The organism is Blastococcus sp. TF02-8 (assembly GCF_003319175.1).
GTDB lineage: Bacteria > Actinomycetota > Actinomycetes > Mycobacteriales > Geodermatophilaceae > Blastococcus.
Genome location: NZ_QOHK01000003.1, coordinates 393451 through 415571, shown reverse-complemented (window position 1 = coordinate 415571; position 22121 = coordinate 393451). Strand labels below are relative to the sequence as shown.

Annotated in this window: 22 protein-coding genes; 7 read left to right on the top strand and 15 right to left on the bottom strand. The window is 70.3% G+C overall.

Annotated elements, in window-relative coordinates; genetic code table 11:
- Nucleotides 1-5: 5 nt before the first annotated feature.
- Together DQ237_RS09035 and rlmN are read right to left on the bottom strand one after the other, a co-directional pair.
- Entirely contained in the window at nucleotides 6-725 is a 720-nt protein-coding gene (locus DQ237_RS09035) for a VIT1/CCC1 transporter family protein (protein ID WP_113799304.1), read from the bottom strand.
- Nucleotides 722-1909 carry a 23S rRNA (adenine(2503)-C(2))-methyltransferase RlmN gene (gene rlmN, locus DQ237_RS09030; RefSeq protein WP_113799449.1) on the bottom strand — a complete coding sequence of 396 codons (1188 nt, stop codon included), beginning with the start codon at nucleotides 1907-1909 and terminating at the stop codon, nucleotides 722-724. Before rlmN ends, DQ237_RS09035 begins: the two co-directional genes overlap by 4 nt.
- 94 nt (nucleotides 1910-2003) lie before the next feature.
- Here rlmN and DQ237_RS09025 point away from each other — a divergent pair, with 94 nt between their 5' ends.
- Nucleotides 2004-2771 (top strand): polyphosphate kinase 2 family protein, encoded by a 768-nt coding sequence (locus DQ237_RS09025; protein ID WP_113799302.1) that lies wholly within the window; start codon nucleotides 2004-2006, stop codon nucleotides 2769-2771.
- Nucleotides 2768-3658: an alpha/beta fold hydrolase gene (locus DQ237_RS09020; RefSeq protein ID WP_240619512.1), complete on the top strand. Its 891-nt coding sequence runs from the start codon at nucleotides 2768-2770 to the stop codon at nucleotides 3656-3658. Before DQ237_RS09025 ends, DQ237_RS09020 begins: the two co-directional genes overlap by 4 nt.
- Here DQ237_RS09020 and DQ237_RS09015 read toward each other — a convergent pair.
- Nucleotides 3655-4299, bottom strand: coding sequence for an RNA methyltransferase (locus DQ237_RS09015; protein ID WP_113799300.1), 645 nt, complete (start codon nucleotides 4297-4299; stop codon nucleotides 3655-3657). The two genes, DQ237_RS09020 and DQ237_RS09015, sit on opposite strands and share 4 nt — an antisense overlap.
- A gap of 17 nt (nucleotides 4300-4316) precedes the next feature.
- Here DQ237_RS09015 and DQ237_RS09010 point away from each other — a divergent pair, with 17 nt between their 5' ends.
- On the top strand, nucleotides 4317-5408 hold the full coding sequence (locus tag DQ237_RS09010; protein WP_113799298.1) for a GNAT family N-acetyltransferase: 1092 nt from the start codon (nucleotides 4317-4319) through the stop codon (nucleotides 5406-5408).
- A gap of 9 nt (nucleotides 5409-5417) precedes the next feature.
- Here DQ237_RS09010 and DQ237_RS09005 read toward each other — a convergent pair whose 3' ends face one another.
- From DQ237_RS09005 to rpsB, 5 genes are all read right to left on the bottom strand, one after another.
- Nucleotides 5418-6467 carry a phosphatidate cytidylyltransferase gene (locus DQ237_RS09005; RefSeq protein WP_113799296.1) on the bottom strand — a complete coding sequence of 350 codons (1050 nt, stop codon included), beginning with the start codon at nucleotides 6465-6467 and terminating at the stop codon, nucleotides 5418-5420.
- Nucleotides 6468-6490: 23 nt separating this feature from the next.
- Nucleotides 6491-7048, bottom strand: coding sequence for a ribosome recycling factor (frr, locus tag DQ237_RS09000; protein WP_113799294.1), 558 nt, complete (start codon nucleotides 7046-7048; stop codon nucleotides 6491-6493).
- Between the two features lie 70 nt (nucleotides 7049-7118).
- On the bottom strand, nucleotides 7119-7865 hold the full coding sequence (pyrH, locus tag DQ237_RS08995; protein ID WP_147251769.1) for a UMP kinase: 747 nt from the start codon (nucleotides 7863-7865) through the stop codon (nucleotides 7119-7121).
- Between the two features lie 127 nt (nucleotides 7866-7992).
- Entirely contained in the window at nucleotides 7993-8808 is an 816-nt protein-coding gene (gene tsf, locus DQ237_RS08990) for a translation elongation factor Ts (RefSeq protein WP_113799290.1), read from the bottom strand.
- Between the two features lie 90 nt (nucleotides 8809-8898).
- On the bottom strand, nucleotides 8899-9813 hold the full coding sequence (gene rpsB, locus DQ237_RS08985; protein ID WP_113799288.1) for a 30S ribosomal protein S2: 915 nt from the start codon (nucleotides 9811-9813) through the stop codon (nucleotides 8899-8901).
- Nucleotides 9814-10130: 317 nt separating this feature from the next.
- Between rpsB and DQ237_RS08980 the strand changes: the two genes are divergently transcribed.
- Nucleotides 10131-10652: a M23 family metallopeptidase gene (locus DQ237_RS08980; RefSeq protein ID WP_113799286.1), complete on the top strand. Its 522-nt coding sequence runs from the start codon at nucleotides 10131-10133 to the stop codon at nucleotides 10650-10652.
- 183 nt (nucleotides 10653-10835) lie between these two features.
- On the opposite strand, the gene DQ237_RS20620 is transcribed toward DQ237_RS08980, so the two are convergent.
- The 6 genes from DQ237_RS20620 to DQ237_RS08950 form a co-directional block, all read right to left on the bottom strand.
- The gene (locus tag DQ237_RS20620) at nucleotides 10836-11333 is read right to left on the bottom strand and encodes a Mov34/MPN/PAD-1 family protein (RefSeq protein WP_369832206.1); all 498 of its coding nucleotides are present in this window, start codon (nucleotides 11331-11333) and stop codon (nucleotides 10836-10838) included.
- A complete protein-coding gene (locus DQ237_RS20615) occupies nucleotides 11309-12520 on the bottom strand; it encodes a ThiF family adenylyltransferase (RefSeq protein WP_147251768.1) in 1212 nt (403 codons plus the stop codon). The genes DQ237_RS20620 and DQ237_RS20615 overlap by 25 nt, the downstream gene beginning before the upstream one ends.
- Before the next feature lie 80 nt (nucleotides 12521-12600).
- Nucleotides 12601-13209: a hypothetical protein gene (locus DQ237_RS08965; RefSeq protein ID WP_113799280.1), complete on the bottom strand. Its 609-nt coding sequence runs from the start codon at nucleotides 13207-13209 to the stop codon at nucleotides 12601-12603.
- Nucleotides 13206-14198 carry a hypothetical protein gene (locus DQ237_RS08960; RefSeq protein ID WP_113799277.1) on the bottom strand — a complete coding sequence of 331 codons (993 nt, stop codon included), beginning with the start codon at nucleotides 14196-14198 and terminating at the stop codon, nucleotides 13206-13208. The genes DQ237_RS08965 and DQ237_RS08960 overlap by 4 nt, the downstream gene beginning before the upstream one ends.
- Nucleotides 14195-15505: a TIR domain-containing protein gene (locus DQ237_RS08955; protein WP_166509549.1), complete on the bottom strand. Its 1311-nt coding sequence runs from the start codon at nucleotides 15503-15505 to the stop codon at nucleotides 14195-14197. The genes DQ237_RS08960 and DQ237_RS08955 overlap by 4 nt, the downstream gene beginning before the upstream one ends.
- Before the next feature lie 22 nt (nucleotides 15506-15527).
- Nucleotides 15528-16079 (bottom strand): hypothetical protein, encoded by a 552-nt coding sequence (locus tag DQ237_RS08950; RefSeq protein ID WP_113799272.1) that lies wholly within the window; start codon nucleotides 16077-16079, stop codon nucleotides 15528-15530.
- Nucleotides 16080-16218: 139 nt separating this feature from the next.
- On the opposite strand from DQ237_RS08950, the gene DQ237_RS08945 reads away from it, so the two are divergent.
- A complete protein-coding gene (locus tag DQ237_RS08945; RefSeq protein WP_113799270.1) occupies nucleotides 16219-17922 on the top strand; it encodes a hypothetical protein in 1704 nt (567 codons plus the stop codon).
- Between the two features lie 44 nt (nucleotides 17923-17966).
- Here the strand turns inward: DQ237_RS08945 and DQ237_RS08940 are convergent, their stop codons facing one another.
- Nucleotides 17967-18407 carry a hypothetical protein gene (locus tag DQ237_RS08940; RefSeq protein WP_113799268.1) on the bottom strand — a complete coding sequence of 147 codons (441 nt, stop codon included), beginning with the start codon at nucleotides 18405-18407 and terminating at the stop codon, nucleotides 17967-17969.
- A gap of 458 nt (nucleotides 18408-18865) precedes the next feature.
- On the opposite strand from DQ237_RS08940, the gene DQ237_RS08935 reads away from it, so the two are divergent.
- Nucleotides 18866-19825: a hypothetical protein gene (locus DQ237_RS08935; RefSeq protein WP_113799266.1), complete on the top strand. Its 960-nt coding sequence runs from the start codon at nucleotides 18866-18868 to the stop codon at nucleotides 19823-19825.
- Nucleotides 19822-22119 carry a Mu transposase C-terminal domain-containing protein gene (locus DQ237_RS08930; protein ID WP_113799264.1) on the top strand — a complete coding sequence of 766 codons (2298 nt, stop codon included), beginning with the start codon at nucleotides 19822-19824 and terminating at the stop codon, nucleotides 22117-22119. Before DQ237_RS08935 ends, DQ237_RS08930 begins: the two co-directional genes overlap by 4 nt.
- Nucleotides 22120-22121 lie beyond the last annotated feature (2 nt).

The following is a 22121-nucleotide window of genomic DNA, read 5'->3' as shown; positions in this document are numbered from 1 at the left end:
CACGCTCAGGAGACGCTGACGCCGATCGCCGCACCGATCAGGTACGTCACCCCGGCGGCGGCGGCTCCGAACAACAGCTGGCGGGCTCCGGCGAACCACCAGGCCCGCGGGGTGAAGCGGGAGGTCGCCGCGCCGGCCGCGAACAGGCCCAGTCCCCCGCAGACCAGGGCCACCCAGAGCAGGGACGTGCCGAGCAGGAACGGCAGCAGCGGGATCAGCGCGCCGGTTCCGAAGGTGAAGAACGAGGAGACCGCCGCGACCCTCGGGGAGGGCTTGTCCTCCGGGTTGAGCCCCAGCTCGGCGACGACGTGCAGGCGCAGCGCCTTCTCCGGATCGCGCGAGAGCTGCACGGCGACCTTCCGCGCGAGCCGGTCGTCGACCCCCTGACCGCGCAGCAGCTCGGTCAGCTCGGCGAGCTCGCCCTCCGGGTTGCGCTCGAGCTCCCGGCGCTCCTTGTCCACCTCGAGGTCGAGCTGCTCGTTCTGCGTCTTGACCGAGGTGTACTCGCCGAGCGCCATCGAGATCGCACCGGCGACCAGGCTCGCGACACCGGAGAGCACGATGGCGCGCGGCGGGGCCCCGCCGCCGCCGACACCGGCCACCAGCGCGGTGTTGGTCACGAGCCCGTCCATGGCCCCGAAGACGGCGGCGCGCAGCCAGCCGCCGGACACGTCGGAGTGGCTGTGCTCGTGCGCCTCCGCCTGGGACGGAGCGCCCGCGGTCACGCCTGGTCCGCCTCGGCGCCCAGGGGAACCGGCGGCTCGACCGGCTCCACGGACGGCGTGGCAACCGCGACGCTCGGCACGCCGTCGACCTGGTCGGCGGCGGCGAGCTGCCCGCAGGCGCCGTCGATGTCCTGGCCACGGGTGTCGCGAACCGTCGTCGGCACGCCGGCCGCCCGGAGGCGCGCCACGAACTCCCGCTGCGCCGGCAGCGGGCTGGCGTCCCACTGGCTGCCCGGGGTCGGGTTCAGCGGGATGAGGTTCACGTGCGCGAGCCGCCCGGCCAGCAGCTTCCCGAGCAGGTCGGCGCGGAAGGGCTGGTCGTTGACGTCGCGGATGAGCGCGTACTCGATGGAGTACCGGCGGCCGGTCTTCCGCGCGTAGGCGTCGGCGGCCTCGACGACCTCGCCTACCTTCCAGCGCGTGTTGATCGGGACGAGGGTGTCGCGCAGCTCGTCGTCCGGGGCGTGCAGGCTGACCGCGAGGGTCACGTTGCGGCCCTCCTCCGTCAGCCGCCGGATGGCCGGCACCAGCCCCACGGTCGAGACGGTCACCGAGCGCTGCGAGAGCCCGAGACCGTGCGGAGCGGGCGTCAGCAGCGCGTCGAGCGTCTTGCGCACGCGGGCGTAGTTGGCCAGCGGCTCGCCCATCCCCATGAAGACGACGTTGGAGAGCCGGCCGGGCCCGCCCGGGATCTCGCCGTTCGCCATGGCCGCCGCGGCTGCCACCGCCTGCCCGATGATCTCCGCGGCGGAGAGGTTCCGGGTCAGCCCCTGCTGGCCGGTGGCGCAGAAGGGGCAGGCCATGCCGCAGCCGGCCTGGCTGGAGATGCACACGGTGGCGCGGTCGGGATAGCGCATGAGCACGCTCTCGACGAGGGCGCCGTCGTGCAGCCGCCAGAGCGTCTTGCGGGTGCGCCCGCCGTCGGCCTCCTGGTGCCGGACGGGCGTGAGCAGCCCCGGCAGCAGCGCACCGGTCAGCGTCTCGCGCACGGCCGCGGGCAGATCGGTCATCTGCGCCGGGTCGGTCACGCCGCGGTAGAAGTGCCGGGCCAGCTGATCGGCCCGGAACGCCGGCTGACCGAGCTCGGACACGGCTGCGCGCGCCTCCTCGCGGGTGAGGTCGGCGAGGTGGCGGGGCGGCATGCCGCGGCGAGGGGCGTCGAAGACCAGGGGCAGGGCAGTCATGGCGTGCACCATGGTCCCACTCCCGCGGCGGTCGTTCCCGGTCCGGAGACCGATCTCACCCGGGCGGGCCGGATCCCTGGCATCGTCGGCATGCATGAGCCGGCTCTCCGACGTCGACCTCTCCCGCTCGCTCCGGAAGAAGGAGGGCAAGGAGCAGCTGGCCGCCGCCCAGGCCCGCCTGGTCCACCTGCGGCTGCTCCTCGGCGGGCAGATCGGTCCCGGTGACCTCGGACCGCCGCTGCTGGTGCTGTTCGAGGGCTGGGATGCCTCGGGCAAGGGCGGGGCCATCCAGCGGCTCGTCGGGGAGCTCGACCCCCGGCACGTGCGGGTGGCGCAGTTCGCGGCACCCACGCGTGACGAGAAGCGCCACCACTTCCTGTGGCGGTTCTGGCCGGTGCTGCCGGGCTGGGGAGGCATGGCCGTGCTGGACCGCACCTGGTACGGCCGGGTGCTCGTGGAGCGGGTCGAGGGATTCGCCACGGAGGAGGCCTGGCGGCGGGCGTACGGCGAGATCGTGGACCTGGAGACGTCGCTGGCCGCCGAGGGGACGATCGTCGTGAAGTTCTGGCTGCACGTCTCCCCCGAGGAGCAGCTCCGCCGGTTCGAGGCCCGGCGCGCCGACCCGTACAAGGCCTGGAAGCTCACCGACGAGGACTGGCGCAACCGCGAGAAGCGCGCGGCCTACGAGGCCGCCGTCGAGGAGATGCTGGCGCGCACCGACACACCCGTGGCGCCGTGGCACGTGATCGCCGGCGACGACAAGCGGTGGGCCCGCGTCGCGGTCGTCCGCACGGTGTGCGAGGCGATCGAGAACGCGCTGCACGCGCGAGGGATCGACCCCGATCCGGAGCTCGACCGATGAGTTCCGCGAGCTCCTCCGGTCCGATCGGCATGACCACCACGCTCAGCCTGGCCGTGCCGGGCGCGACCCTCGCCTACGACGTCCACGGTCCGCTCCCGGCCCCCGACGGGCAGCCCCCGTTGCTCATGGTCGGGCAGCCGATGGACGCGAGCGGGTTCGCCACCCTCACCGGGCTCTTCCCGGACCGCACCGTGGTCACCTACGACCCCCGAGGGCTGGGCCGCAGCACCCGCAGCGACGGGCGGACCGAGCACGACCCCGAGGTGCAGGCAGCGGACCTGCACGCGCTGGTCGGGGCACTCGGTGCCGGTCCGGTCGACCTCTTCGCCAGCAGCGGCGGGGCGGTGACCGCCCTGGCCCTCGTCACCGCGCACCCGGGGGACGTGCGCACCCTCGTGGCCCACGAGCCGCCGATGCTCTCCGTGCTGCCCGATGCCGAGCAGGCGTTCCAGGCGTGGCGGCGGATCCAGCTCGCCTACGACAAGGACGGCTGGGGCGCCGGCATGGCCGGGTTCATGGCCCTCACCTCGTGGCAGGGCGAGCTCACCGACGAGTTCACCGTCCCCGACCCGGCCACCTTCGGGCTCCCCGCCGACGACGACGGTTCGCGCACCGACCCGCTGCTCTCGGGGGTCTCCGACCCGGTGACCGCATACCGGCCCGACGCCGCGGCCCTGCGGGCCGCGTCGACCCGGGTGGTCGTCGCCGCGGGCGTCGAGTCGCAGGGGACGCTCACCTGGCGGACGTCGGTGGCCACCGCGGAGCTGCTCGACCAGGAGCTCGCCGTCTTCCCCAGCCACCACGGCGGCTTCATGGGCGACGAGCACGGCTACGCCGGCCAGCCGGAGGCGTTCGCCACGCGGCTGCGGGAGGTGCTCGCCGGCTAGGCCGGTCCGGCGGCGTGCTGCCGGATCCAGGCGTGCATGGCGATCCCGGCAGCCACCCCCGCGTTGATCGAACGGGTCGACCCGTACTGCGCGATCGAGACGGTGACGGCGGCGCCGTCCCGCGCCTCCTGCGTGAGGCCCGGTCCCTCCTGGCCGAACAGCAGGACCGACCGCACGGGCAGCTGCGCCGTCTCGATCGGCACCGCACCGGGGCCGTTGTCGACCGCGACGACCGTCAGCCCCTCCCCCGCGGCGAACTCCAGCAGACCGCCGACGTCGGCGTGGTGGCGGAGGTGCTGGTACCGGTCGGTGACCATCGCGCCGCGCCGGTTCCAGCGCCGCCGGCCGACCACGTGCACCTCGGCGGCGAGGAACGCGTTGGCGGTGCGCACCACCGTGCCGATGTTCAGGTCGTGGCCGAAGTTCTCGATGGCGACGTGGAACGGGTGCCGGCGGCGGTCGAGGTCCGCGACGATCGCCGCCACGGTCCAGTAGCGGTACCGGTCGACGACATTGCGCCGGTCGCCCTCGGCCAGCAGTTGCGGGTCGTAGCGCGGATCCTCCGGCCAGGGGCCCTCCCACGGACCGACGCCGACCGTCGTCCCCCAGTCGGTGGGGCCGGGCAGGGCGTCCTCGCTCATGCGGGCAGGATCGCAGAGTGGCCGACGTCCTCCTGCACCTGATCGAGCCCGCCGCCTGGCGCGAGGCGCTGCGCGCGGGCGCCGTCCGGCCGCTGCCGGAGGTCGGCTTCGTGCACCTGTCCACGCCGGAGCAGGTGCACCTGCCGGCCGAGCGGCTCTTCCCAGGCCGAGGCGACATCGCACTGCTCGTCGTCGACCCCGAGCGGCTGCCCGATCCGGTCCGGTTCGAGCCGGGCCGCCCCGAGGATCCCGCCGGGATGCTGTTCCCCCACCTCCACGGGCCGCTGCCCGCGAGCGCCGTCGTCGCCGTGCTCCCCTACCGCTCCCCGCTACCGCCCCTCCCCTCGCCCGGGGATGCGCTCGGCCGTGCCGTGGCCCTCTGCGCCTCGCTGCCGGTGCGCCGCGCCGTCGGGGTGGGCGACGTCCCCGGTGGCGTGGCCGTGCTGGACCCGGACCACGTGCGCTCGCAGGACAACAACCGGCTGGTGCTGACCGCTCCCGTCGACGCCACCACGGTCGACGCCTCGGCCGAGGAGGTCGGCGGGAACGCCGGCTGGCCGCACCGGGCGGCGTGGCTCGCGTGGCCGGGGGCCGCGGTCACCGCCGCCGGTCTGCGCCACCTGGGCTGGCGGACCGACGAGCTGGTGCTGATGGCCCGCACCGGGCCGGCGCCGGAGGGCGACGCCGACCGGGTGGAGGTCGTCGCCCAGGCCGAGGGGCACGACTTCTGGGCGGCGTCCTGGCGCGAGGGGCTGGCCCACCTGGGTCGCGACCTCGACCGGGTGGTCGCCGACCTGGTCGGCCGGGAGCGGCTCAACGACGACGTCATGGCGGTCACCGACCTCGTCGTGCGGGAGGCGGGCCGGGTGGTCGCGGCCGCCCAGCTGCGGGTGGACGGCGCGACGGCGGCAGTGGAGTCGGTGCTGACCGCGCCGGCGGCCCGGGGGCGGGGGTACGCCGACGCGCTGCTGACGCGGGCGCTGCGGCTCGCGGCGGACGCCGGCTGCGACCTCGTCGTCCTCGAGGCGGCGGCCGACGACTGGCCGCGGCACTGGTACGCCCGCCGTGGCTTCACCGAGGTGGGACGCACCTGGTTCGCCGACCGCTGAGCTCCCGGGTCAGGCGGGGGCGAAGAAGGAGAGCAGCAGGTAGGCCAGGGCCGCGCAGGGCAGCAGCGAGTCCAGCCGGTCCATGATGCCGCCGTGCCCCGGCAGGATCGTGCCCATGTCCTTGATGCCGAGGTCGCGCTTGATCAGCGACTCGGCGAGGTCGCCGATGGTCGCGGTCACCGCGATGGCCACCCCGTAGACGACGCCGGTCCACCACGGGGCGTGGAAGGTCACGGTGAGCACGAGCGTGCCGACCAGCACGCAGGCCAGCAGCGAGCCACCGAAGCCCTCCCAGGACTTCTTCGGGCTGATCGACGGTGCCATCGGGTGCTTGCCGAAGAGCACCCCGGCGGCGTAGCCCCCCACATCGCTGCACACCACGGCACCGATGAACACGAGCACGCGCGCGGCGCCGTCGTCGGGGACGAGGAGCAGCACCGCGAACCCGGCGAGCAGCGGCACGTAGAGAGCGGTGAGGACGCCGGCAGCGGCATCCCGCCGGTAGCCGACAGGCCCGCCGGCCAGGCGCCAGACCAGCACCGCGAGCGCGGTCAGGAAGAACCCGGTGATCAGCCCCGTGGGCCCACGGGTCCAGGCCAGCGCCTCCATGGCCACGGTGCCGACGAGCAGCGGCACCAGCGGCGGGTGGAACTCCCCTGCCCGGACCGCCCGCGCGAGCTCCACGACGGCCACGAGCACCGCGGCGGTGAGGACGGCGAGGAATGCCGGGCGCCAGACCAGCAGCGACCCCACGATCGCCGCGCCCAGCCCCAGTCCGACGCCGATCGCCGCACGCAGGTCCCTCCCGGCCCGGCCGGTGGACGCCGTCGGCGCCGCCACGGTCCCGGCCGGAGCAGCCGACGAGGCCGCCGTGTCGTCCGGGAGGACGGCGGTGTCGTTCACCGGCACCGGCGTCCGTGGGGGCAGCGGCGGGAGCGGACGGGAGACCGCCGCCTGGACCGGTCCGGTGTCGCCGTCGGCTGACCGCGTGGCGTACCGCGGCGACGGCTCGGCGCCCGGGCGCAGGGAGCCCGGGCGCTCGGCGGGAGGAGGAGTCATGGACGTGGCAACCGAGCGGGAGGTCAGACCTCGAGCAGCTCGGTCTCCTTGTTCTTCATCGCCTCGTCGACGTGCGCCACGTGCTGCGAGGTGAGGTCGTCGAGCTCCTTCTCGGCGCGACGCACGTCGTCCTCGCCGGCCTCGCCGTCCTTGGCGATGCGGTCGAGCTCCTCCTTCGCGCGGCGACGGATGTTGCGGATGGCCACCTTGGCGTCCTCGCCCTTGGCGCGGGCCTGCTTCACCAGGTCGCGGCGGCGCTCCTCGGTCAGCTGCGGGAACACCACGCGCAGGATCTGGCCGTCGTTGGTCGGGTTCACGCCGAGGTCGCTGTCGCGGATGGCCTTCTCGATGGCGCCGATCTGGCTCATGTCATAGGGCTTGATGACCGCCATGCGCGCCTCGGGCACGGTGATCGACGCCATCTGGGGCACCGGGGTGTAGGCGCCGTAGTAGTCGACCACGATCTTGTTGAACATCGAGGGGGCGGCGCGGCCGGTGCGCACCGAGCCGAGGTCCTCCCGGGCGACCGACAGGGCCTTGTCCATCCGCTCCTCGGCATCGAGCAGGGTGTCGTCGATCACGGGTCTTCCCTCCATCGGCGGAGGGGTCTCCGCCGTCGTCTCTTCCGGTTCGTGGGTCAGCCGGTGCGGGTCAGGCGTGGCTGATCAGGGTGCCGATCTTCTCACCTGCGGCGGCCCGCGCGATGTTGCCGTCCGTCAGCAGGTTGAAGACGACGATCGGCATGCGGTTCTCCATCGACAGGCTGATCGCCGTCGCGTCGGCGACCTTCAGCTCGTCGGCCAGGACCTTGGCGTAGTCCAGGTCGGTGAACATCCGGGCCGACGGGTTGGTGCGGGGGTCGTCGTCGTAGACGCCGTCGACGCCGTTCTTGGCCATCAGCAGCACCTGGCAGCCGATCTCCAGGGCGCGCTGGGCGGCCACGGTGTCGGTGGAGAAGTACGGCATGCCGGCACCGGCGCCGAAGATGACCAGCCGCCCCTTCTCCAGGTGACGGACCGCCTTGCGCGGGATGTAGGGCTCGGCGACCTGGCCCATCTCGATGGCCGTCTGCACGCGCGTCTCGAGACCGACCTGCTCGCAGAAGGCCTGCAGCGCCAGCGCGTTCATGACCGTGCCCAGCATGCCCATGTAGTCGGCGTGCCGGCGGTCCATCCCGGCCTGCGCGAGCTCGGCGCCGCGGAAGAAGTTGCCGCCACCGACGACGACCGCGACCTGCGTGCCACCGTGCACCACCTCGGCGAGCTGCTGGGCGATGCTGTGCACGATGCCGGAGTCGACCCCGACCTTGCCCCCGCCGAACGCCTCGCCGGAGAGCTTGAGCAGGACGCGCTTGTAGCCGTGCCCGTCGGCCGGCTCGAAGGCACTGGGGGCGGACAAGGGGGCGGTGGTGTCGGTCAAGGCGTCATCCCTCGTTCGTCATCGTGTCGCTGGTGATCCTGCCGCACAGGCGAACGGCCCCGCTCCCGGACGGGAGCGGGGCCGTACGCATCGTGCGGGTCCTGCGTCAGGCCTGGCCGACCTCGAAGCGCGCGAAGCGCTCCACGGTCAGACCGGCCTCGTCGACGATCTGCTTGACCGTGCGCTTGGGCTCGGTGATCGACGGCTGCTCCAGCAGCACGAAGTCCTTGTAGAAGGCGTTGACCCGGCCCTCGACGATCTTGGTGATCGCCTGCTCCGGCTTGCCCTCCTCCTTCGCGGTCTGCTCGGCGACGCGACGCTCGGTCTCGACCGCCTCGGCCGGGACCTCCTCGCGGGTGAGGAAGCGCGGGCGGGCGGCGGCGATGTGCATCGCCAGGCTGCGCGCGGCGTCCTCGCTGCCACCGGAGTACTGCACCGCGACACCGATGGCCGGGGGCAGGTCGGTGGCCCGCTTGTGCAGGTAGGTGGCGGTGGTGCCCTCGAACGCGGCGAACCGGCTGAGCACGAGCTTCTCGCCGATGCGGGCGGACTCGGCCTCGACCAGCGCGGCGACGGTCTGGCCGTCGACGTCGCTGCTCAGCAGGGCCTCGGCGTCGGAGACGCCGTTCTTCAGGCCGATCTCGATCAGGCGCTCGGCCAGGGCGATGAAGTCGGCGTTCTTGGCGACGAAGTCGGTCTCGCAGTCGAGCTCGAGCAGCGCGCCGTCCTTGCTCACGACGATGCCGTTGGTCGTCGAGCGCTCGAGGCGCTTGCCGACGTCCTTGGCGCCCTTGACGCGCAGGAACTCGACGGCCTTGTCGTAGTCGCCGTCGGCCTCGGTGAGCGCCTTCTTGCAGTCCATCATGCCGGCGCCGGTGGCGTCGCGAAGACGCTTGACGTCGGCCGCGGTGAAGTCAGCCATGTCTCTTCCTCTTGGTCTGGTGGTGCGATCAGCGAGTGGGAGGTCGACGGCGCCGTCCCTCCCGGTGCGGGAGGGACGGCGCGGCGTCGATCAGACCTCCGGGGTCTCCTTGCCACCGGTGGTGGCGGGCACGCCCTCGACCGGGGCGACCTCGTCCGCGGTGACGGCCGGCGGGGCGGCCGGGGTCTCCGGGAGGGCGGTCGCGGCCTGGTCGCCCGCGGCGCCGCCGGTCAGCAGCTCGCGCTCCCAGTCGGCCAGCGGCTCGTCGCCACCGATGACCTGCTCGCCGTCCTCGCGACCGGCGTTGGCCTGCGCGGCGGAGCGGGCCATCAGACCCTCGGCGACGGCGTCGGCGATCACGCGGGTCAGCACGGTGATGCTGCGGATCGCGTCGTCGTTGCCCGGGATCTTGTAGTCGACCTCGTCGGGGTCGCAGTTGGTGTCGAGGATCGCGACGACCGGGATGTTCAGCTTGCGGGCCTCGCCGACGGCGATGTGCTCCTTCTTGGTGTCCACGATCCAGATGGCGCTGGGCACCTTCTGCATGTCGCGGATACCGCCGAGCGAGCGGTCGAGCTTGGCCTTCTCGCGGCTGAGGACCAGCTGCTCCTTCTTGGACAGGGAGACCAGCACGCCGGTCTGCTCCATGTCCTCGATCTCCTTGAGGCGCTGGAGACGCTTGTGGACGGTCTGGAAGTTGGTGAGCATGCCGCCCAGCCAGCGCTGGTTGACGTAGGGCATGCCGACGCGGGTGGCCTGCTCGGCCACGACCTCCTGCGCCTGACGCTTGGTGCCGACGAACAGGATCGAGCCGCCGTGCGCCACGGTCTGCTTGACGAACTCGTAGGCGTTGTCGATGTACCCGAGCGTCTGCTGCAGGTCGATGATGTAGATGCCGTTGCGCTCGGTGAAGATGAACCGCTTCATCTTCGGGTTCCAGCGACGGGTCTGGTGACCGAAGTGCACGCCGCTGTCGAGCAGCTGCTTCATGCTGACGACTGCCATGGTCGCCTCTCTGCTTGCGCGCGCGACCGAGGTCGCGCGGTTTCCGGTTGTCGCGGGCACCGGGTGGTGGTCCGCCCTGGCGTCCTGCGGGACCACCCACCCGGCACTGGGCCGGGACCGAGGTGGCGACTGCCCCGCCGATCAGCGGGAAGAGGACGCGCGAAGTCGACCCGCCGAGACGGGTCGCACCGGTGAGCATACGCGTCCACGGGGAGCCCCCGTCCCGCCGGTCGACCGACCAGCGCCGGCGGGGCTCGTCCCCAGCTCCCGGATGTGTCCACAACGCCGCCGGACGCGGATCATCGGGTCCCGGAGCTGTGAGCATCTCGGGCGTGCTGCTCCGCGTGCTCGCCGTCACCGTGCTCGTCCTGGGGCTGCCGTCCTCGACCGCGGACGCCGCAGCGCCCGACTCCGCCGTGCCGCCGCCGACCGCACCGTGGGCCGCTCCCCTGCCGGGCGCGTGGGAGGTGGCTCGCCCGTTCGAGGCCCCGGCCCATGCGTACGGGCCCGGCCACCGCGGGGTCGATCTCGCCGGGTTCCCCGGGGCACCGGTCCTCGCGGCCGGCGACGGGGTCGTGGTGTTCGCGGGCATGGTCGCCGGCCGTCCGGTGGTGAGCGTCGACCACCCGAACGGCCTCCGGACGACCTACGAGCCCGTGGAGCCGGGGGTCGGCGCCGGAGTGCCCGTTCGCCGGGGCGATCCGCTCGGGACGCTCGCCGCGGAGCACCCGGGATGCGCGGCAGCGGCGTGCCTGCACTGGGGTCTGCGGCGGGGCGAGACCTATCTCGACCCGTTGAGCCTGCTGCGACCGCCCCGGGTGCGGCTGCTGCCGGTGTGAAGGTCATGTGACTGGACTCGATAGTTGAGCAGCACTGCTCGGGCCGACCTGCGGTTTGGACATGCCGATGCTCACCTTCAGGACTCGACAGTTGAGCAGGACCGCCCTCCCTGGACATCACATCTGAGCAGGACCGCCTGGACAGGACAGTTGAGCAGTACACGGTGATGACGACGCGGGGGCTCAACGGCTTTCCACCATAAGGCTGGGGGATCTGATCTCCGCCTTAGTGATGATCCAGGGGAAGAGGACGGGACCGCCCGATTCCCCCGGAACGACTACGAGTGCCAGAAAGTGGCTGAATCCGAGTTCAGGATCGGCCAATAGCGCAAGGTAGGTCGAGAGATCCACGCGACTGGGGCTGGCAGGTCCGCGCGGGTGCGTATGCCAGTCGCCAACCCAGATGCTGCGGTCGCGGGACCAGGCCGCGTCAGCAAGTCTCTGAGCGTGAGCCGGATCCCGACGAAACGAGTCCGGCTTGCGGATCGCTTCAGGTCCGGGGTCACCGGCGCGAGAGACGGACAGTTGCCCGTCTCGGTGCTGGTGACCTAGGAGGATGCCTCCGGTTTCGAGCCCGTCCTGCGCGGTCCGACACGTCTCCCGAATCACCGCGAACGCCTCTGCTCTCAGGACGACGAGCCTGAAGGCACCGCTCCCTAAGGGTGTGAGCAAGTGACGCATCCGGGAAGAGGAGGCGTGGCCGGGTGCCATTGCACTTCACCAGCCCGACGCAGATCGAAAGGGGCCTGGAACCCCGGTTGCGGTCGAAGGGCGATGATCGCCTGCTCGCCGGGCAGGCGCTGTTCGTTGTAGCCGTGTCGCTGGAGGACGCTTGCGATCGTGACCTTGGCGGCCAGCGAACCCATGAGCCGCAGATCAGGACCCACCGCAGTCATGGGTCGATGCGGGTCCCCATCGCCGTACCCGCGCTCCAGCGCTCGTTCGGGATCCATACCGCCACTTCCGTAGAGGGGCGCCCGCCGACAAAGCAGGCACCCTTCGTCCGGTGCTCGACGCAGGCGAAGTACCTCCCCGAAGGCCCCGTCCTCCAGGACGCTGGTCAGGACGGCGTCGCGGCCTGCGCGCCGGGCGAGGTGGCTGACAACCCGCCGTGACGCGATGCCGTCGGCCGCACAGACCACCGCGTCTACCTCCTTCAGGAGCGGTCGCACTTCAGCGGCGTCCCGCACGACGTTCTTCACGTGGGAGCGGACATCCAGTTCAGGCCATCGCGCCTTGAGCATGTCTTTCAGTGCGTCGGTCTTGAAGCGGCCAACCTCACCGTCACCCAGCACGTGTCGGACCGTGTTGTGCCAGAGCAGGCGGTCAGGGTCAAGAAGGTCGAGGCGTCCGAGTCCGTATCCAGCAAGGCTGTCAGCGACTGCGCCGCCGATGCTGCCGACGCCGACTACCAGGACCGCCCTCGTTTGGAGCGTCTCAAGGGGCCAGTGGCCGATCAGTTGTCCGAGGCCATAGGCGCGCGGTTCGACGGCCAGATCGAACGGTACGGCGCCCTCCCTTGTGACGTCCCAAGCGGCGAACTCGGGTAGTGGGTGTGGCTCTGGAATGTCCGCCACGCTGGGTGCGTGGGTGATGACCAACTCTCGTCCGTCGTGAGGATGACGGACGGTGGGAATCAGGCTCCGGAAGTCATCGATGGGCACCACGAAGCCCGGTCGGGCGGCCAGACGCCAGTGGTGCCAGTGGACCGCTGCTGGGGCTCGGTGCCATGTGGCGAGGTACGTGTCGTCGCCAACCTGACGGAGACGACTTTGACCGGCAGCAGGCTGGACAGGAAAGAAGGCTCCCTCTCGACCGCCCCTGTACTTCGTGACTACGTAGACGTCGTCATCAGGTAGCCGGGCCATGCGCAGGCCACCCCATACACCCCCGCTCGCGCGGACCCTGTCTGCCGCATCGGCCGGGAGGATGACAAGCGTGGTCCGAGTCAACGGGCCGCGCCTTCCGCTCCTGCGGGTGATGGCCCCGTCCGCTCGGACGCTTCTTCGCCGCCATCCCCCGGATGGGCCTGGGCAGCGGTCAATCGATCCGCCGCCTCCTCGATGAGCCCATCAAGGCTGTCGTCGTGAGCGATCCCTGCCAGGGTCATGTCGGTCCGCACACCGGACTTGAGAAGCGCGTACTCGACTCGCCAACCAGCGGCTCGGCCCAACAAGTCCACCACGCTGCTAGCCGGATCCCAGTCCGCCTGCGTCTGAAAGAGGCACAGCGCCCCGTTGCCGAGGACGTGCCACCTGGTCTGCGTCAGTTCGTCGAACAGTGGCTCCGGGTCCAAAGGAACGATGCTCGGGCTGACGATCGGGTATGCCGCCCCGTAGACCAAACGCAACTCCAGACCCTTACCGTCCAGAAGGTCGCCGAGCCTTGACGGTGCAGGACGGTCGAAAGGCCACATGGGCAATCGGCCAGACCAATACCCCTCGCCTTCGAGGGTCAACGCGAGGTCCGGGAAGGCTTCCTCGATCTCGCGGCGGTCCCGTTCCAGCCTGGTCGGTTCGGCCTGCCACCACGGCACGATGTGGTCCGGGTATGTCATCCCTGGTTGATGTCTCTGACCGGTCGCTTCGGGATGTCGAGCGGTGCGCCGCCGGGGCCGCCAGCGCCACCACCACCGCCGCCCCCACCCCCACCGCCGTTCGGAGGCTTGGGGAAATCGGGTCCGAACACGTCACCCCAGAGCCGCACCGCGACGTCGTCCTGCTCCCACCGCTCGTGCTGAAGCGCGTTGGCAGCGGTATCGGCGGCCTCTTCAAGCGCAGCCCTGAGAGCGACCACGTCGAGATCCGGCTGAACGGGTCCGCAAAGGCCCGCCGGGTCGCAGACTGGGTCGTTGATGCGAACGGCTGCGGATGCGAAGAAGGACGCTAGGGCGGCGGACCGCTCCCCGGTCTTGGGCATGCACTCCAATGCGAGCACTTCGATCAGCAGCGACTTCACGTGGGTCCCGGTGCGCTTGCGCCAGCGCTTGAGCACGCGGACAAGGGGGGCGTAGATGTGACCCTGTGCGTGGGCGTCGAGCGCCAGGTCGATGAGGTAGCCGGGGTTGGTCAGGATCCAGTTGCTGCTGTGGATTTCGGGGACAAGGAGTGCACCGCCGGGCTGTCGCAGCGCGGGCATGGCATCGACTGTGAACGGCTTGTCGGCGTCGGGGTCGTCGAGGAAGCACTTGACGGCGTGGTCGCCTGGGCGCGCGAGCCGCACCTGGCCAGGCTTATGAGAGCCATTGGTGCCGAGGAGGCTGCCGACCCTGTCGCGGACGTAGTCGAGCGCTTCCTCGGCCGAGTCTCCTGGCTTTCCCCAGTCGGGCTTCGTGCCTGGCTTGTAGACGAGGATGGTGTCGACGTCCTTGATCGGGTCGTGCTGCGTACCGCGCGCGAGCGAACCGGACGGCCGGACCACCTGGATGTCGTCTTCGCCCTCGAAGGCGCTCTTGAATAGGTCACGCCGATCCTTGGCCTCGGCGACCTGGGCAGGGTCAGCGTTGACCGTCGTCTGGTAGATGTCGAATGCGGTGTTGACCTTCACGAACCAGCCTTTGAGTCGTCGGTGGGCAGCAAGACGTCGGTGATCGGACCCTGAGCGCTGGTCGGGTTGACCGTGAGGCAGGGCACGTACTGCGGCCTGGCGTCGCCGTCAGGTGCGTGGGTCTCGTTGTTCCATTCGTAGACGGTCACGTTCAGCGTGTTGCAGAGGCGACCGAGCAGGACCGCAACAGGGAACGGTGCGTGCAGGAGAAGATGTAGGTGGGCGTGATCGTTCTCGGCCACGAGGGCTCGAAGGCGCCCTGCGAGTTCCTCGATCATTGGTCCGGCTGCACCGGGGTCTAGGCGGTCGCGGACGGTTGGGACGAGCGTTTCCCAGGCGTCAAAGTCCGCATGATGTTCGTCGAGGAACCGGGTGTAGGCGGCGTCGCTCTGCGCCGGGACCAACTGCACGTATGCCAGCACGTTTCGCGCCTGCCCAGTTGGCCTGATGGCGGAGCGACTGCGGTTGGCCACCTGAATGCTGGGGGTGTCTCCGGGTGGGCGACTGACGGTGCCGCAAGTCCAGACGTCGCCAGCGGTCCCCTCCACCTTGACGTCTCCAATGAGAGTCGCGGGCAGAGCGGCGCCGAGGGCGAACGCGGCGCTGAGGTGCGCACCACCGGTGATGCGAACGCTGCGTGCGCCGGTGCGCGCGACCGCCTGCGGCAGCAACCGGAGGGCGGAGCGAAGATCGTGAAGCCCACGCGGGTTCGGCAGGCGGCCGTGCTCCGGGGGTCTTACCCGGATGCTGAAGTCGGCCTCGTCAGGCCCAAAGGCGTGCGGAACGGCCCGCGTTTGGACGCTGAGGTGCAGCGGACTCCTTCCGTCACCGTCGCGGGCTGCCGCCAGCCGTCCGGCACGGAACGTGAGCATGTCCCGCAGCAACCGGAGCAGGCCGTCCGGTTCATCGACGGCGTACTGCTTGATGCCAGACAGCGTCCCCCGTGGCTTGCCGAGGAGCCGGTCAGGAGCCGTGAAGTCGGTCTTGCCTTTGTCGTCGTCCCCGCCCTCGCCGGTCTCAGTTCTGACCGTGTTGGCGATGGCGAGGACGAAGTCCGGGTTGGAGTTGAGGTCCAGGATCGCTGGCAGTTCGACGTTGCGGACGATTGGGCTTACGACGATGTCCGGGGTTACGACGAGGACGGCGCCCGAGAGTCCGGTCTCCAGCGCCTCATTGAGGCGGTCCTCGGTGTGGCCGGGAGCCAAGTCGCTGTCGTCCTGCCACACGGGCACGCCCGCCGCACGGAGCAGCCAGGCGACTCTTGTCGCGGTCACTGCGCCGTCTGATTGCCTGTAGGAGATGAACACCGGGCCGTGCGCCCGTACACCGTCAGCCCGCTGTGTCACCTGGTCCCCGTCTGCCGCTCCGCGTTATCTCGGACACAGTAGGTAGTCCCACTGACAGAAACGGGTGAACACGGTGGCCTCGCCCCAGCCACTCTTCGCCGTCGTAGGTCAGGACGGTGACGTGTCGGGCGGCGGCACGGAGTCGGAGGCTGAGGTAGTCGTCGGTGAGCGTGACGACATGAAGGTCTGAAAACTCGGCGATTCGGGCGAAACGGTGGTCGTTGCTGGCGACCACAAACCGCTCGACGCCTGCGTCCCTGAGCCGATTTGCTTGAGCGAGGAGCACGCGGTCGGCACCGTTGCGGCGGCGCCCCCCGGACCAGACCTCGACGCCCAGGTCACTGAGCAGGTCGCGGGAGGCCCGGAAGGCGCGCCGGTGTGCGGCAGCGATGCGTGGGGCGCCGGGTTCCACCAGGGTGGTCAGGGCTGCGGCGAGCGATGGGAGGTGCTCCCGAGGGCAGGCGACATTGTCCAGGTCCCAGAGCAGCGCTGTCGTGGGGAGCGACCTAGGGTCCGGGTCCGGCAGCGTCCACATGGGCGGACGGTGTCTTGCACCAGTGACAAGTCTGGTGAGCCGTCACCTCGGGGGCGACCGGCGAGGTCGGTACTCGGTCCGCTGCACTATGTGTGTCTGAGGCTCCTGTCAGGATGCGCGGGTGCCAACGACCCATCAGGTGCACACGGTCCACTTCTTCGTTGTCCTGCCGGAGCCATTGGATCTTCCCTCCGGCTTCGCCATCCAGCGCGAGGCGCAGCCAGGGACGTACTCGGGTGAGTCGTTCCGTCTGGGAGACGGAACAAGCCTGGACGCTGAGACTCTCAGTGCAGGGCCGCTCTGTCGGTTCTTCCATCGAGAGACGACGGTCGACACCAGTCGCATGAGGGCCGCAGTGAACCTTGCCCGCTGGGCATGGCCGGACCTGTCGAATGGCCAAGCAAGCGGTGGCGGCATCGTTGGTCTAGCGGACTTCGACCCTGCGGAAGCGCTCGTGGTTAAGCGGCCTAGCGGCGACCTCAGTGAGCACGGAGACGACACGCGGACCGCTGGCCTTGATGAAGGCGCCTCGACGGGTGATCCCAGCCCTCCGATGAAGCCTCAGACGGCGGTGGAGATGATCCACGTCCTTCACTGCGAGGGTGAGGGTTGTACCGGCGAGTTCAGCGAGGAGGAACTTGCGTCGGCGTTCTCGGAGTGCCTACGCCTGGTGCAAGCGCTCCAGCGCGGTGCGTACGCCGTTACCCGGCAGCCGTACACGCTGCTGACGCGGGCGACGTCAGCCTTCGCGACGCCGGTCGCCATCGGCAGCATCGACGACGACGGCTTCCACGCCCCCGATCGGTGGCTGCTCTGGCGAACGAACTGGAACCTTCTCAGCGAACTGCCCCCGGCCGACATCAGCGATGCAGCCCTCGGCTTTATCGGGCGCCTCGTTCAGCACATGGACACAAGAGCGTTCTTCTCCTACCTGGATTTTGAGCGGGAAGCCGTCGTCGCCTCCCGGAACCGAGGGGACAATCGCAGCGCAGCGATCTTCCTTGGACTCGCATGTGAGCGCCTTCTCGATGACCTTCTGGGGCACCTCATGTGGGAGGACGGCGAAGCCCCTGAGGCGGCACCCGCGACGTTCCAGGACTCAGCAGGCATCACTAGTCGAGTCCGCCGCGAGTTCCACCCACGCCTCAAAGGGCGCTGGTCACCCGACCAACCTGGGCCGGTCGCGGACTGGTGGGAAAAGGTCGCCAAGGTCCGCAACAAGGTCGTACATGGCGCCTACACGCCGACCGACCAAGAAATCGAGGACGGCACAGCGGCCACCCACGCACTGGTGGCCCACATCAGCGACTGCTTGGCCGATCGCATCCGGCAGGAGGGCAAGTACCGGCTCACCGCCGTCGCGCTCATGGCAGAGCCCGGTATGCGCAAGCGAAGCGTCTGGACTCGACGGTCTCAGCAGGCAGCCCAACGCTTCGACGAGGAAGACCTCTGGTCGCTGGCGGCCCGCTGGAAGGCGGCGGCGGACCGCCAACGCGCATCCACCCTCGGCGAACCGCTCGTACCCGACGCCTCCCGCGCCTACGTGATGTACATCGTCCACTCCGGTGGGCCGTCGTACTGGGTCGAACATGATCGCGTAACAGCGCAAGCGCGGAAGGTCTCGGAACCCCGTGACCTAATGGCGGGTCAGCGGAAAGCACTGGCAGCCCTCGAAGCCTCGATCAAGGTGGAGTACGGCTCGGCTGAGCATGCCCTGGCAACAGCCATGGAGGTCGCCTCTCCGGCGCAGGTGGACGCCGTTGGCGACTGGCAGGAGGAGTACCACCTCATCCCCGGCGCCGAGGTGATGATCGACGGGACGGACCGCTCGGCTGTCTCCTGATTTGAGCGCGAGGTAGCGCTCACCGGCTCGAAGGTGCGTGCCGACTACTCCGGCGCGTCGACCACCCGACGTCGTCGATCCCGTTCGGGAACCCGCTGGTGGCTGGAAGCCGGTCTGAGGCCGTAGTCGACGGCGAGACTGAGGTCTTTGGCGATGAGCATGAGGTCGTCGATCCAACTGCCTACGGGCGGTTTGGCCATCCGGTTGAACTCGGCGGTGGCTCGGCCGAGTGCCGCTTGGAGGCGGTCGGTCTTGGCGACGATGGTGTCCACGATGTCGGCCGGGACTCCGACGACTTGCGGCCGGTCCTGAGCGCGCAGCGCCTGCTGCTGCTGGGTGTTGCGCTCGGTCCGGTGCTGCTGGCAGAAGGCGGCCCGCGCATGAGTAGAGATCGTGGTGTCGCAGCATCGGCACCAGTTGGTGCCGTCTGGGGCGCGTCGGCCGCGCACGTCACCGTTCGGGAAGAGGAGCGGGACGTCCTCCATGGGACAGGGCGGGTCCCCTGGCCGTGACGGAGCCGGTGTGACCGCGCTGAGCGTCATCCCCTCGGGAAGTGGCACGAGCGGCCTCCTTGGTCATTCGTGACCGTCACGAGTGCATTCGTGACTGTCACGAATGCAGCATCCCGCCATGCCCGAGCGGGTCAGCATTGGCGCGTTGACCTGCGGTTTTGCCCGCAGATGACAGGGGCTTCTTGACGCAGCGTATGCGCGCAGGTCGTCATTCGTGACGGTCCCACGCCGTGGACCGTCCGGACTTGGCGACAGTGGAAACGTCGAGCCGACCTGCGGCTCTCGCGGTCCGCTAGTCCGCCGGTCCCGCTCGACGCTCCAGCGGTGCTGCGTCCCGTCAGCGCCGTGACCTGCGAAGTCCCGTCGACCTTGTCGGCGGGAGCCTCTACCGTCCAGCCCGGCTATCGAACACATGTTCGAAAGGAGAGATGATGTCGACGTCCACAGCACCCACCGCCGACGCCCCGCCCGCCGGGCTCGGGCTGTCCCTGCGCACCCTCCAGCAGACCCCCACCCCCGCGCTCGAAGCCGCGCTGGGAGTGCGGCTGCTGCCGTCTGTGCTGCGCTACGACCCCACTCGCGGGCTCGCGCCGCTCTGGTCCGCCGACGCCACCTGGCTGGACCTCTGCGAGACGACAACCGCCCACCACGACCACGCGCCGGTCCGGGCAGCCCGTTGGCCGGACGCCTGGTCGGTCACCTACAACGACGCCGAGGGCGAGCACACCGTCAGCGTCCGCGAGGTCGAGCCGACCGACCTGATCGACGCCGACCCGATCCGCAACTCCACCTGGCACGCCAACAGCCGTGCCCGCGCCGGGCTGCACTTCATGGCCTCGACCGAGCGGCTGCACTGGCACGAGTCGCTGTTCGAGCGGGAACTGCTCATCACGCTGGACTTCGACGAGGGCCTCAACGACCTCGCCAGCCAGCCGTTCACGCTTACCTGGCACGACGGGTCCGCCTGGAAGTCCCACACCCCTGACTTCGCTGCCGTCATCGACGGCGAGATGTGGATCATCAACGTCCGCCCCGCCCCGCTGGTCAAGCCGCAACTGCTGGCCAACGCCGCCGCCACCCGCACCGTCTGCGCGCTGCACGACTGGCGGGAGGCCCTCGTCGTTGGCTACCAGCAGCCCGCCCTCACCATCCTCAAGACCATCGGCGCCGCCCGCCGTACCGCTGACCTCGCCGGTGTGGGCGGTCTGATGCTCGACTTCCTGGCCGAGCGGGGGCCGTCCCGGTTCGGCCAGGTCGTCGCCGCGACCGGCGCGCCCGCGCTGGCTCGGGCCGTGCTCCAGCGCCTCATCTGGGAGCGCGAGGTCACCATCGATCTGTCCCGGCTGCTCACCGACGAGACCGTCGTCGCGCTGACGGAGGTGCTCGCGTGAGCGTCCGTCTGGCCCGTGGCATCCGGGTGAGCGTCGATGCCCGCGAGTGGCTGATCACGCAGGTGAGCCACGACCAAGGGTTCGTGCGGCTGTGCGATGACGAGGGTGAGCAGACCACCCTGGGCATCGAGGAGTTCGTCACCCATCCCCACATCGAGGAGATCACCGCCAACCCCGCAGCGATGGTCGATGCGGCCGTCGAGCGGCTGGACGCACACGCGCGGGAGATCCTGACCAAGCGCATCGCTCACGTCTACGAGGCCGAGACCGGCTACCGGTCCGGCACGCCCAGCGTGGCGCTGCCCGGCGAGCCACGCCCGGAGTACGACCCGGCGAACACCACGCTGACCGAGCGACGCGAGGCCAAGGCTCGTGAACTGGACAACGAGCACGCTGCCGACGCCGGAACCAAGATGTCGGTCGCGACGATCCGCCGGATCGCCAAGGCCCTCAATACCGGCAGCGGGCTCAGCGGCACCGTCGACCGTCGGCACGTGCGCCGGTCTCCCGGCCGCCCGGCCATCAGCGAGCAGGTCGCCGCCGCCTGTGAAGAGGTCTTCGAAAAGACCCGGCTGGAGTCCAACCGGACGCACGCCGCCCGCTACCTGCTGGTCAAGCAGTACATGCGCGAGGTCTTCGGATACGAGGCGGGTGAGGAGCCCGTGCCCTGCGAGAAGACGATCCGCCGCTGGTTCCAGGACCGCTACCTGCCCAGTGAGTTGAACGGCAAGGCCCGTACCCGGCGCAGCGCCACCTCGGCTCCGCCCCAGGGGTTCTCCCGTGCCAACCCCACTCGGCCGGGCGAACTGGTCTGCATCGACACGTGCAGCCTCGACGTGCTCCTCGCAGGCACCGCCTATGAGGGCGTCATCCGTGGGGTCATCGTCATGGCCGTCGACTGGTATTCGCGTTCCATCGTCGCCATCCGCGTGCTGGAGAAGTCCGAGCAGGCGATCGACGTGACGTTCCTGCTCCGCGAGATCGGCAGGCCCAAGGCGATGCTGCCCGGCTGGACCGACGAGAACCGCTGGCCGTTCGTCGGCCTGCCGGAGAAGGTCCTCACCGACATCTACGGCGGCGACACCTACTCCGGGATGCCGTTCGTCAACGCCGAGGCCGTCGTGACCGACCACGGGAACACCTACAAGGCGCACCTGAACGTCGCCACAGCGACGCAGCAGGGCATCAGCATCTTGCCCGCGCGGGTTCGCACCGGCTCGGACAAGCAGGTCGTCGAGCGCACTTTCGGATCCTTCCGGACGATGCTGCTCCAGTACCTCTCCGGGTACCGGGGCACTGACGCCTCCGAGCGCGGGCAGAACGTCGACGAGCAGGTCAAGTACGACGTGCAGGACATCGAGGACCTGGCCTGCTGGTGGGCGGTGCGGATCTGGCAGAACCACGAGTTGTCTGACGCCCGCCCCGACTGGTGCCCGGAGGGCGCGTTCTCCCCGAACACGCTCTACGAGTACGGGCTCGCCCAGACCGGCATCCCGCTGCGCGCGCTGACCTCCAACGACTACTACGCGCTGCTGCCTGCGGTGCACGTCAAGGTCCACACCCGTGGCGTGCAGATCCGGGGCCTGTACTACGACGGCGAGGCCCTCAACGGGCTGCGCAATGAGCCGTCGCAGTTCGGCGGGCGGGTCAAGGGCAAGTGGACGGTGAGGTACGACCCGCGTGACCTCCGGCGGGTGTTCTTGCTGGACGCAGACGGCGTCTACCAGCCGTTGACCTGGGGTGGAGCGAGTCGGCACACCCCGTGCTTCAACGACCGGCACGCCGCCGCGCTCACCTCGCTGCGCCGCAAGCGCGGAATCGCTCCGCACGACCAGGACGCTCTCGCCGAGATCCTGCTGAGCGAGATCCTCGCCGTCCACGAGCCGGTCACGCAGTGGCCGACCCTGTCGGGCACCGCCCGCCGGGCGATCCGCGAGCGGAGTCGGCTCCAGCGCCAGCAGCAGATGGTCGAGCGGGACCAGGCGGCCTCCGGGGTGCCCCCCTTCGTCGACTCCTTCGACGGCGACCCCGACGGCGGCCCTGAGGACCCCCCTGTGCGTCCGGTCTCGCCCGTCACCGCGCTCGATGAGGCTCGCGCCCGCAAGAACGCCGCACAGGTCGCACCGGAGCACCAAGACGGCGTGGCAGCGGCGCCCCGCCTCGGCGGCCAAACCAAGTCCCTGCTCGGGTTCGACGCCGAAGCACTCCGGGCCGCCCGCGAGACAGCCACCACCCACACCGCAACCACAAGCGACGACCCGTCGCTGACCGATGAAGGAGATGAGGAGGCGTGACC